Annotated in this window: 11 protein-coding genes; all 11 read right to left on the bottom strand. The window is 40.6% G+C overall.

Features of this window, described 5'->3' with window-relative positions:
* On the bottom strand, nucleotides 1–405 hold the full coding sequence (locus WKT11_RS07870) for a YbaN family protein (protein ID WP_117844565.1): 405 nt from the start codon (nucleotides 403–405) through the stop codon (nucleotides 1–3).
* A 120-nt stretch (nucleotides 406–525) separates the two neighbouring features.
* Nucleotides 526–1,326, bottom strand: a complete 801-nt coding sequence (locus WKT11_RS07865) for an ABC transporter ATP-binding protein (RefSeq protein ID WP_243009884.1) — start codon at nucleotides 1,324–1,326, stop codon at nucleotides 526–528.
* Nucleotides 1,316–2,323, bottom strand: coding sequence for a FecCD family ABC transporter permease (locus WKT11_RS07860; protein ID WP_117844567.1), 1,008 nt, complete (start codon nucleotides 2,321–2,323; stop codon nucleotides 1,316–1,318). Before WKT11_RS07860 ends, WKT11_RS07865 begins: the two co-directional genes overlap by 11 nt.
* Nucleotides 2,324–2,329: 6 nt before the next feature.
* Nucleotides 2,330–3,472, bottom strand: a complete 1,143-nt coding sequence (gene isdE, locus WKT11_RS07855; protein WP_445291931.1) for a heme ABC transporter substrate-binding protein IsdE — start codon at nucleotides 3,470–3,472, stop codon at nucleotides 2,330–2,332.
* The gene (locus tag WKT11_RS07850) at nucleotides 3,450–4,526 is read right to left on the bottom strand and encodes a heme-binding Shp domain-containing protein (RefSeq protein ID WP_117844569.1); all 1,077 of its coding nucleotides are present in this window, start codon (nucleotides 4,524–4,526) and stop codon (nucleotides 3,450–3,452) included. Before WKT11_RS07850 ends, isdE begins: the two co-directional genes overlap by 23 nt.
* Nucleotides 4,523–6,115 (bottom strand): NEAT domain-containing protein, encoded by a 1,593-nt coding sequence (locus tag WKT11_RS07845; protein WP_182437093.1) that lies wholly within the window; start codon nucleotides 6,113–6,115, stop codon nucleotides 4,523–4,525. The genes WKT11_RS07850 and WKT11_RS07845 overlap by 4 nt, the downstream gene beginning before the upstream one ends.
* A 194-nt stretch (nucleotides 6,116–6,309) precedes the next feature.
* Nucleotides 6,310–8,151 (bottom strand): FMN-binding protein, encoded by a 1,842-nt coding sequence (locus tag WKT11_RS07840; RefSeq protein ID WP_117844573.1) that lies wholly within the window; start codon nucleotides 8,149–8,151, stop codon nucleotides 6,310–6,312.
* A gap of 4 nt (nucleotides 8,152–8,155) precedes the next feature.
* The gene (locus WKT11_RS07835) at nucleotides 8,156–9,112 is read right to left on the bottom strand and encodes a hypothetical protein (RefSeq protein WP_118136868.1); all 957 of its coding nucleotides are present in this window, start codon (nucleotides 9,110–9,112) and stop codon (nucleotides 8,156–8,158) included.
* A 333-nt stretch (nucleotides 9,113–9,445) separates the two neighbouring features.
* A complete protein-coding gene (locus tag WKT11_RS07830) occupies nucleotides 9,446–10,309 on the bottom strand; it encodes a hypothetical protein (RefSeq protein WP_119245110.1) in 864 nt (287 codons plus the stop codon).
* A 4-nt stretch (nucleotides 10,310–10,313) separates the two neighbouring features.
* The gene (locus tag WKT11_RS07825; RefSeq protein WP_119245109.1) at nucleotides 10,314–11,219 is read right to left on the bottom strand and encodes a metal-dependent transcriptional regulator; all 906 of its coding nucleotides are present in this window, start codon (nucleotides 11,217–11,219) and stop codon (nucleotides 10,314–10,316) included.
* 338 nt (nucleotides 11,220–11,557) lie between these two features.
* Nucleotides 11,558–12,178: a methylated-DNA--[protein]-cysteine S-methyltransferase gene (locus WKT11_RS07820; RefSeq protein ID WP_119245108.1), complete on the bottom strand. Its 621-nt coding sequence runs from the start codon at nucleotides 12,176–12,178 to the stop codon at nucleotides 11,558–11,560.
* Between the last annotated feature and the right edge of the window lie 111 nt (nucleotides 12,179–12,289).

Raw genomic sequence — 12,289 nt, 5'->3', positions numbered from 1 at the left:
TTATTTTGCACCTTCCAGTGTCTCGCTTTCCGCATTTACAGTTTTTACTCTCAGGAAAAAATATAACACATGACAAACCCATACCACAAGCAGACAAATCCTGCCAACAGGCACATTTTTCATACAAAGAAATCCAATCCCCATGATTACTGTTACAGTCCCCATAATGCGAAGTTTTGTTCCCATCGTCATAGCTCTCTTCTGCACAAAGCTTTCCAGATGTTTCTTATATAAATTTGTCCCAAGAAACCATGAATGGAGTCTTTCTGAACTTTTTGCAAAACAGAATAGCGTTGCCATATAAAACGGAACTGTCGGCAAAATCGGCAATATGATACCTACCGTACCAAGTCCCAGACACAAAAATCCAAGTATCATCCAAAAAATCTTCATCGTATGTCTCATGTTTATTCTCCGTTTTTTTCTTTTTCGCAGATATCCTGCGTAATTACTTTTTACTGTTATTTCCCAATATTTATTTTTCAGAGTGTATATGAAAAGCCACTCCTGTATTTTCAGTCTGTTTCACACAGTCAATACGAATTTGTGCCCATCTATTTCTGTGACTTTCAGGTCAATCCCATACAGTTGTCGGATACTCTCACCGGTAATCACCTCATCAGGTTCTCCCTGTATCAGAACTTTTCCCTGACACAGTCCGATAATCCGGTCAGAAAAATAAATTGCCTGATTAATTTCGTGTAATACCATAATAACCGTCATACCGTATTCCCGGTTAAGCTTTTTCACAAGCTCCAGGATTTCAATCTGATATCGGATATCAAGATATGTAGTCGGTTCATCCAGAAAAAGAATCTCCGTTCCCTGTGCCAGTGCCATTGCAATCCACACGCGCTGTCTCTGTCCCCCGGAGAGTCTGGAGATTTCCCTGTTCCGGTATTCCGTAATGTTCGTTACTTCCATCGCCCATTCCACATACTTCTCATCCTCATCTCCCTGAATTCCCATCAGCCCAAGATGCGGTGTCCGCCCAAAAGAAACCAGACGCTCTACTGTCATATCATCCGCCACCGTATTATACTGGTGTACAATCGCTGCTTTAAGCGCAAATTCATTCAGCCGCAGATTACTAATATTCTTTTTTCCCAGGAAAATTCTGCCTTTGTCAGGATTCAGATTCTTTGTCATCAACGAAAATAACGTTGATTTTCCACAGCCGTTTGCACCCAGGATCGTAGTGATCTTTCCTTTTGGAATTTCCAGAGAAGCACCTTTTAAAATCTGGTTTTTCCCATAGGAAAAGCTGACATCTTTTACGGTCATGGCCATTTTTTCCGGTTTTAAATCTCTATTTTCAGTTTGCATATTTTCTCGACCTCCGTAAAAGAATAATGAAAAATGGGCCACCGACAACACTCATAATTATGGCTGCGCTGATTTCATAAGGAGCTGCAATTGTTCTTCCGATCGTATCTGCCAGAAGAAAGAAACACGCACCGGAAAGAGCAGAAAACGGAATCAACGCACGGTGATCGCTTCCAACCAGAATACGTCCAATATGTGGAACGATCAGTCCCAGAAAGCTGACTGCCCCGGCAATCGCAGTGGAAATACTTGCCAGAAGTACCGCGATCAGGGAAATTACGATTCTCGTTGCATTCACATTCATACCAAGACTGCGGACTGTTTTGTCCTCCAGAGACATCAGATTGCATTCTCTGATAAAGAGGCATGCAAGGAATAATCCTGCCACTACATATGGCACCATCGTTGTCACATCATCCCATGTTTTCTGTGTAATATTTGCTTCTACAATAGATGCGACACCTGACATATTTCCTCCGCTCATACTGTTAAACGCACTGGAAAGTCCTGTAAAAAATGCGTCCACTGCCACACCAGTAAGAATAATTCTAAGCGGACTTAAGCCCTCTTTCCAGGAAAGGAAATACACCAGGAAGAAAGCAACTACACCTCCAAGAAAAGCAACCAGCGGTGTAAAAAAATACAACTGTGGCGCAAATGCCGTAATCAAAACAGCTGCAAAACTGGCACCGCTGGAAATTCCAATGATTCCCGGGTCCGCCAGTGGGTTCTTTAATACCGCCTGAAATAACACACCAGATACCGCGATAGCAGCACCTGCCAACATGGAAATAATAATTCTCGGAAAACGCAGATCATAGATTACTGCCACTTCCTCGATTCTTTCTACAAACAATCCCCGCATCAAATCAGGAAAAGAAACTTTCAGACTTCCGATATTAATTGCCGCGAAAAACAGACCAACCAGACACAGTATCATTATCCCAAAAGACAGCACCGCCCGGACACGCTTTCTCTTCTTTCTTTTCTCATCCATTCTCCGTCAGTCCTCCTGTTTTTTATCTGTTGTTTTATCATTTTCTTTCTGATTTTTATCTGTTACTTTATCATTGTTTTTCTGATTCTTGTCTGTTACTTTATCACTGTCTTTCTTTTTCTTATCTGATGTTTCGTCACTGTTTTTTTCATCAGGATATAAAATTTCCTGCAGTTCCTGTAAAGCATCCGGATAAGAAAAGTTTGCGCTCATACCGAAATACTCATAAGTAAGGTCATATACCCGATTGTTTTTTACCGCTGAAAAATGTTTCCAGATATCATTTGTAGCAAAATCCTCATTAAACATTTCCATTACCTGATCTGGCAGGGCATGTGCTGTGCGGAGGATAATATCCGGCTCTTTATTCTTCATATCTTCTGTATTTACAGTCAGAAATTCTTCTGTACTGCCCTCATACACATTCTCTCCACCCGCAAGAGCCACCAGACTTCCTACATAGGAATTCTCTGTCGCAATGATATAGCTTCCCGGAAGTCCCATAAGGATCATCACGCGCGGATGCGTTTTTCCTTCCTGTTCCTTCTGATAAGTTTCATAAAAATCTTTAAATTCTTTTATCTGTGTTTCTGCCTGTTCTTCCCTGTCAAAAATTTCTCCCAGTTCCTGTATGGAACGATACATTCCCTGGACACTGCGAAGATTCAGAAACGCCCAGTCTGTGTCAATCGTTTCATATTTAGGCTGAAGATCTGACTGTAAAGAAGACGGACTTAAAATCCAGTCAGGAGAAAGCCCTGACACGATTTCCATATCCGGACTCATAGCAGCACCAACCTGGGTAATTTCCTCATATCTCTCCGGAATAGAAGAACTGCTGCTGCATACGCCCACAAGATCCAACTCCAGTCTGTCACAGATTTCCGCAACTGCCGGTGAAGTAGCAATGATCCTTGGCTCTGCACCCATGGAATGTACCTTTGCCTTTGCAATCTCTACCGCTTCTTTTTCAATCGGATCTGTGATTTGCAACATGGAGTCCAGCGTTTCCGTCGGCTGAACAGTTGTCTGAGTCCCCTCTGGATGCTGATCTACACAACCGGTCAAAAAGCATGCAGACATTACAGTCATAAACAATAATCCTGCTACTCCTGCACGTCTGTATTTAATCTTCCTCATCATAGTCATCCTCTCCGCCCCATCTGCGCCAGTTTCTTCTGAAATACCATACTACCAGCGCCGCTGCCAGAATCAGGATTAGGCCTGATATAACTATTGTCAGTCCCAGCATAAAATATGGACTTACATAAATCTTTCCTGCGGATTTCTCAACCACTGTTCCGGTACTTTCAGAAGCGGTAGAAAGGCTTAAGCCCTGTGCGTTGTTTAATTCCGATTCACTGGCTGAATCTGCAGAATCTTCCAAATCTGCTGTTCCTGCCTGATCTGATGTATCATTATCTTTATCTGAATCCTGTTCCTGATTTGGCTGCTTTTCCCCATCTTCTTTTGTCTGTTCTGTATCTTTCTCATCTGTTTCTGCCTGGTTGTTATTCTGCTGTGCAACATTGCCGGTATTCTGTACAGCCGCAAGCGCCTGAGAATTATTATTGCTGCTCTGCTGTGTACCCGTATTCTGTGCATTTCCTGTCTGGTTTTCCACATATCCGGAGTCATTTGCGTTTCCGTAAGAAGTTCCGCTTTCTGTCACAAAATATGGATTCATTCCTACACTATTTCCCTCTGAATAATTGGTTGGATAAACATAAAACACCGCATTTCTTCCCATCGGAGATACATACATGGTAATTCTCACGATACAGTTCTCAGACGGTACCTGCATACATATATCCGCGGTACTTCCACTACCGTCCGAACCATTTGCCGTTACTGCAGTTGCCGTATCCATCCATCCAGAATCTCCTACATTCTGAACTGCAAATGTATGACCTGAGGTATAATCCAGCAGACTCAGACGAAGGGTCAGATAATAATTGCCCGAATCTGTTACCTCCATCAGACCTTGTGAATATACGGCGCTTTCTACCATTCCCTGTCCTGTCGCATATGAGGATTCTCCTCCTGAATCCTCCACTTCGCCGGTTACGGGATTCCCGTAGCTTCGGTTTATCGTACAAGAATATATAGCCCCGCTTTCTGCATGAACACTTATGTAACATCCTGTTATGTACAGCATGATTGTCATCAAAATCAGGATGAATCTGCCTCGTTTTCTGCTCATCGTTTCTTTCTCCTCTTAGGATTTGTTCCGGTTTTTACCTTATATCCCAGACCGCATACTGCCGCTGCTGCACTGATCCATACAGGGATCATCGCTCCTGCTTTCTTTGCAGAAGACTGCTGCATGCTCAACTCCCAGGCACTTTCTGTAGACTGCTCTGTCTGTGAACCGGTATTCATCTGGCTGACTGCAGACGTACCCATTCCCATACCCTCTGAATTCAGCATTTCTCCCGAAGTATTTAACGCCATTTCTTCCTGACCATCAGATTCATTCATAGTACTGTTTTCCATACTTCCTGATGAAAGAGTACCTGAAGTTTTCGATATATTTGTTTCTGAAGTTCCTGATGATTTCAGGGATTTGTTTCCGCTTAGTGAGCTGTTTCCATTTAATGAATTATTTCCGCTTAGACTACTTCCATTTCCAGAAGTTGAAGAATTATTTTTCTTTAACGAACTGTTTCCGCCCAGACCTGCATTATTGACATATCCGGAATTATTCGTACCACTGCCACTGTTATTTGCATTGTTATTATTACCTGCATTATTTTTGTTGCCGCCGTTGATATTGCTGTTTCCATTATTACTGCTTCCATTTCCGGTACTTCCATTCCCATTGCCGCCACTGTTATTTCCGGTATTGCTTCCATTGTTGTTTCCGTTGTTATTTCCGCTATTATTTCCATTACTATTTCCGCCTCCGGCGCCATTGGAGCTGTCATCTTTAAATGCGTCGTCATCATCACTGGTTTCCTTTAAGACAGACCAGTCTATTTTCAGAAATATATTCTGGGTACCTGTTCCTTTGGCGATGGCATCCATAATAGGAATAAATACCTGAAGCGGCACATAGCTGTCCGTTCTTGCCTCCTCTATCATCGGAAATGTTACAATATCCGGATAATTCGTGCCAAAATAATCAGATACAACCGTATCATTCGTGTATCTTTGCAGAGAATTCACTTCTGTATCCTCTATTTCTCCTTGCGGATTTCCATTTGAATCCAATGTATATCCGGTTTTATAATATTTAATATTTCCCAAATATCCCATCTGTCCATTCATATCCATTGCCCTGAAATCCAGCGCCAGACTGTATATTCCATCTTTTACCGTAAGCTTTATCGTATGCTGAAATGCCTGATCTGCCATGGACGCTGTCTTTTTATCCGTTTTCAGCATTGTGCCGGAAACAGAATAAATTCCATCAGGCAGATTATTTATATCAAAACTGGTGTCACTGTCACCATTCTTATTGTCATCTTTATTATCACCGTTAGTGTCATTGCCATTGTTATTATTGCTATCGCTACTATTGTCGTTATTATCACCGCCGTTATTGTTATCACCGCTATTGTTGTTATCATCATTGCTGTCGGTACTGCCACTGCTGAAGTTACCGACTTCCGAATTACTGCTGAAAAAATCTGTTTCTTCCTGACATTGTTCTATCTGCTGAATCATGTCATCCGGAATATTTTCTTCCACACTGGAATCTGCACTGACGCTGATTCCAGTTCCCATGATCAATATTGCTGAAAAAGAAAAAATCATCATTTGTTTTAATATTTTTTTCGTTTTTGCCATCTGTATTTTCATTCCTCTTTTCCAAATTTCCTATAATACTCTATTACCCGTAAAAACTCCAGGAAAGAATCCCTTTGCAGGATTCTCTGTCTGCGGTGGGGTACTTTAACAACCTAACTTACTTTCCAGAATTACTACAAAAACGGGAACCACCACAAACAGGGCAGTTCCCTATACAGCAGAAAAACTTCTGCCTATTTTACTTTAACAATTATTGTAACTGTCTTCGTACCTGCTTTATAATTTCCTTTGGCTGCTGCCTTTATCTGAACTTTTATCTTATAATTTCCTTTTTTCATTCCTTTTTTTACTGTGATCTTACCTGTCTTGCTGTTCACGGAAATGCCGGAACTACCGGAAGTTTTCTTATAAGAAAGTTTTCCTTTACTGTTTACACTTGCTCCCAGAGTAAAGCTCTGAGATTTTTTCTTCAGAAGAGAGACCGTAAATGTCTTTGATGACACTTTTGTCCTGATTGTCGGATTCTTTTGTTTTACCGCCGGTTTCTCTGTATCTCCTGTATCATTGGATATTTTTTTCAATGTATCCCAGTATAAAGTAAGTGTAGAATTGATGTTAAACTTTCCCTTGTCAAAGATAATTCCGGAAACTTCACCATCCAGTTTCTTCATTACATCCACATAAAGATAGAGATTATTAAGATATGTCTGTCGCATTTCATCCAGAGGAACTGTCACCTCTGTCACAACCGAACTGCTGCCAATCGTAGGAATTGTCATTTTTTCTGTTGAAAAAGTTACGCCGTCCATGCTCAGTTTCCCGGATGTATTATTTCCCGGATAATATCCGTTATATCCCAGCACCCATAGCGGCTCCCCGGGATCACCTGAAACCATCTTATAGGTAAGCCACATTTTTCCTTTTGTGTCTACACGCAAAACAGCATCTGCCTTGTCGGAAGATCCAAGAAGTTTATGATCACTCATATCGGTTCTTCCTCTGACTGTAATGCGATAGGTTCCTGCTTCAGGCTTCTTTTCAGGAACATCCGGAAGTACCTCCTGGTAAATTTCCATGCCAAGGGCTTTCATAACCGCCTGCTTCACTGCATTTGATGAATACGTTGCACCTGAAACTGTATCAAGGTTGTTCAACTTGTCTGTATCGTTGATGTAAAGCCCCGTCAGCTTTTCCTTCATTCCCTTGATACTTCCCATGCCATTAACCGCACGATTTAAATAAGCCTGATTTTCATTGATATAGGAACCCTTGAAATCAGTCCCTTCAAGCACTACATCACTGATCTGTCCGTCCTTTACAGTAACCTGTGCTGTGACACTGTAATTTCCAAACTGTTCTACTACTGCTGATGCAACTTCTGTCGTATAATTAAGTGATGTATCCCCGGACTCTTTCGCCTCTGCATAATTCATCTGCAGATAAGCATCTGAGTCACGCCCCATCACATCTACATACATATTCAGATAAACTCCATCCTGTCCAAAAGCAGCCTCCGGAATTGCGAAGGATATCGTTTCTGGAACATTTCTTGTTCCACTTCCGTCTATTGCCGGAACTATCTGCGTGTTCTCTACAAAAGCACCCTGTTTTTCCCCGTCTGTTCCCGCACTCTGATAGATTTTAAAATCATATGCATAATCCGTCATGGTTCCAACTGTGACACTACGCAGGTTTACTGTCAGCTTAGGAATCCCGTCTTCCCCAATATAAAGAGTCGCAAACTTACCCGGACACGAAACTGCTGCCGAATCTTTTTCATGATTTGCCGCATTTTTCAAAGAAACAGGAATCAGATAAGTTTTCCCTTTTATAAAGGTTTTTTCGTTAAGTATAATGCCGTCTGCTGAACTTTCCGCAGAAAATACCTCCTGTGTATTTTCTTCTGAAGAAAAATCTACTGTATCTTCTCCCTCTGTGAAAATCAATTCTCTGGTTTCTTCACCCTCTGAAAAAATCTGCTCTCCATTTCCTTCTGCAAAATCTGTAGCACCGACAGAAACTGACGGAACCATCATGACTGCTGACAATAGTACTGCAATGATACGTTTCTTCATTCTCTTATTTTACCTTTACTGTGACAGTTACAGTTTTGCTTCCTGCTTTATAGTTTCCTTTGGCTGCTGCAGAAATTTTGATTTTTGCTTTATAAGTTCCTTTTTTCACACCTTTTTTGACAGTCAGCTTTCCAGTTGTGCTGTTAATTGTAATTGCAGAACTTCCGGAAAGTTTTTTATATGTAAGCTTTCCTTTGCTGTTTACAGTTGCTCCCATTGTAAATACCTGAGCCTTTTTCTTCAGGGTTGTATATTTGATGTTTTTAGCTGTAGTTTTTACTTTAATGGTTGGTGCAGTCTTTTTTACAGATTCCTCTGCTGGTGTTGATGTTAACTGTGCTGTTGCATATTCAATTTTCATGAATGCGTCATTACTGTGCATCATTGTACTCATATTTACATAAACACCGTCTGCGCTCGTATCAGGAACTGTAAATGTAATACTGTTTACATTTCCACTCTCATCTGTAGTGTATTCTGCTGCAGTCTTTTCTGCATCAAGTCCGCCTTTATAAATCTGCCAGTCGCTTGCAAAGGCTGTCATCGGACCTACAGAAACAGAAGTAAGCGGCACTGTGATCTTTGCGCTTCCATCAGCTGCGATTACCATAGTTGCTGCCCCGGCAATACAGGAACCTGCCATAGAATCCTTAGATGGATCAGTGGCATTCTTTAATGATACCGTCACTTTATAAGTTCCGGCTTTCAGCTCTGTATTCGCAGTTCCAAATCCAGCCTGTGCTGCCAGAACCTCAGAAGCTTCATCCACTGAAACGATTTCATCTGCAAATTCAACCTCTGCTGTCGCTGCCTCACTTCCAAATTCGTCTTCTGCTGAATCAGAAAATACATCTTCCGCAAATGCAGATTCAGTTGCATATACAGGTGCTACGGATGTAGTTGCAAGGAATGCTGCCATTGTGCAGGCTGAAATTTTGATCCATAAGTTTTTTCTCTTCATTGTTACTGTCTCCTTTGTATGTTTAATTTTATATTTACTTATAGCTACTACAGAAAGCCTTCCGAATCATCTGGTTTACTGACAGATGATACTGGTTACCAGATAACCTTTATTTAAATCTGTCACATCACTGTCTGTATCTGATTTATATGGTTACCATTGGCTAACTGCGTTGACATTCTACCAATGTTTATTGGTTAGTGTCAACTAATTTATTCGTTTTCGTGCCTGTCGGGAACGGTTTGTGTTTTTCTTTTTTTCTTGTAAAATCAATATTTTTCCACATTTGTGCATAATAAAAAGGCCGAATTTTCTTCATTTCGACCTTTAATCTTACATCCAGAATGTCAGCACTGCTGTACTCTCCGGCATATGTGCATTTCCGACATTACAGGCAACTGTAATATGAACCGCTCCCTTTACATTTCCCATTCTGCCACGAAAAAAATGGCAGGCACTGAGTGGAATCCTTAACTTTCCATTCTTAATGACCGATTCATAAAGCTGCCCCTGTTTCTCGTATTTCAGAGAAGAAAGATGTCCTGACATCTCTGTTCCGTCAATCCTGGACCTTCCATGAATTTCACAAATGGTCAGTTCCAGCCAGCTCCCACGCGTATTATTTCGAATACATGCCAGATGTTCAAAGCCCTGATGTGCCATAGAGAGTCTGGTTTCGCTATTTCTGCTTATCTGATGAATAGCAATCCCTACCTGAAATTTTCCTTTTTCCAGTATCTTTTCAATAAAATATGCATTGGAATCTTTTTCTCCCTGCGAATTTTTCTGTTCCTGTTCATTTTTTCCTTCTACTGTACGTTCCGTTGTCTGTCTTGCATTTCTTACCATAGTCCTCAGCAGATCATAATCCACGTTCTCGATCAGCTGCTTCATCTTCTCTGGAATTTCTTTTTCCGGAATATTCATTGCTTTCAGATATGTCTTCACATCCCTTAAGAGCCTTTTATAAGTTAGCAAGGCATGCGCACCTTCCGTTGTAAATTCATATTTTTCCGTCAGATATCCTCTTCCAATGCACTCTTTAAAAAATCGGCTGACCGGTCCATGACTCACCCCACAGGTATCCGCAATCATCGCAACACTTCCGCGCTTTTTTCCTACTTTTTCTAATTCCAGAAGGTACTGAATCTGAAGCATTGATGGATGTAAAAGATTTCTGTTATCCTGATTATTCACGTCTTTATCCCTCCGATTTCCAGATATGTACATCAAGTTCCCGGCTATTCCAGTCCACAGGCTTCTCACCTTTTCTCGTAAACGCGATCAGTGCAGTTCCCTCTATGATCGGATCCTGACATCTTGTTGAAAACGTAAATGCACCAGACGATATCCATGGATTTCCCATTTTCTCCTCTGCCTCTATCCATCCCTGTTCCGGATCTTTGTACCATAAATTCTGCGCCGAAGTATCTTCTTTTTTTATCAGTTCAAAACTACTCTTGTCTTCTGTAATGTGAAGCCAGATATTCTCAGAAAAACAATCAAACTCCCTGGCAAATCTTCTTGGACATGTTTTCTCTATCTGATAAATTCCCATAAGAAACATATACTTTCCCGTCTGATACCAGCTGCGCAGATCCGAATGCTTCAAAATCCGTTCAAATGTATCTCCATAATCCACAAAATTACAAATCTGCTGAACCGTTTCCTCACTGACCACATGCTCCATACGGCAGGCATCCTCTTGGGCTTTTTCATCTGAAACACCAACAAACTGAAGAAACTGCGTGAGGATTTCATGACGATACTGAAATTCTTCTCCTGTGATCTTTCCGAACTCTGTAAGTGAAATTCCAGAGCCAGATCCATCCTTCTGATGTCCTGTAGATGTAACTTTCTCTCTGATAATATAGCCATGAACTTTCAGTTGTTTCAGATAAAAATTGACTTCTCTTCTGCTCATATCCATACGGCTGCATAATTCTTCAACTGTAATCTCTGCTCCTGCATTCGCAATCAGGCAAATCTGTTCCAGCATATCCTCCTCAATTTCACGCCGCGAGGACGGAAGCTGCGCATCTGTTTCTTTTATTATATTTTCTTTTAAGTCATTCTTTGTTAGTTTTTTCTGTATTAATTCGTTCATCTCATACAACCTTTATGTCAGATCACTCAGATTGTAAAAATGGTTTTCCAAACACAATCTGGCACTCCTCTGTTCCACTTTATTCATCTTTTCATTACACCTTTCAGTATCATTATTTTTGTTTTCTTTTCTATATTCTTCATCAAGTGGAATTCTAACAGACAGTTGTAGTTAGTGTCAACTAATTTATTTTTTTTCCAAAATATGCCAAAAAATAAAGCATATAGATTTTTCTATACGCTCTATCTTTATCTTTGATTCTTAATTCGACAAACTGGACAAATATTCCCTCATCGGATACCCTCTTTATCATTTGTAGAACAATATGCATATCCCTGTCAGATTCCATATTTTTTCAAATCAACTTTACCATCCTCTACTTCAATTCCATCTGCTTCCAAAAGTTTTGCCTGCTCACCGGCTCCGCCGAAGGCAAATTCTCCCGCAAGTTCGCCCTTTGCATTTACAACACGAAAGCATGGGATATGTTCCGGATTGGGGTTCTTGTGGAGGGCATTTCCCACTGCTCTTGCCATTCTGGGATTGCCAGCCATCTCAGCAACTTTGCTATAAGTTGCAACATGACCCTTTGGTATTTTTTTGACTGCCTCATAGATTCTTTTAGTTGGGCTATCTGTAACCAAGTCATAACTTTCGGATATCATCCTTTTTATATCTTTATCCGGTATACTTCCATCCAAAATGAGCGTATTCCAATGTTCTTTATTCTGATGATATCCCGCAATTACTGAATCATATGCACTACGCCAGAAATCGCGCCACTGTGGATCTACCTTTACATTCAGATTAATATATCCATTCTTTTCATAAATCCAGAGAAAAGTCTTTTTACTTTCTCTGACTCTTACTAACTGCCAGTTCTGGTCATGAAAAGGTTTTTCTTCATATACATTCTTAAAAGATAATCCGTATTTTAATGCTTCTTCCCTTTTTTTCATATTCTTTTATTCCTTCTTTTTATATTTAGGCACAAAAAAACCAGCTATCATCTAGCTGGTTTTAGTATATCTTCAAAACTACATACATGTCAACATTCCCTGAAAATCATT

This window comes from Blautia sp. HCN-1074 (genome assembly GCF_037890165.1).
Classification (GTDB): Bacteria; Bacillota; Clostridia; order Lachnospirales; family Lachnospiraceae; genus Blautia_A.
The sequence above is the reverse complement of the archived record's forward strand: the minus strand, read 5'-3'. Positions and strand labels throughout refer to the sequence as shown.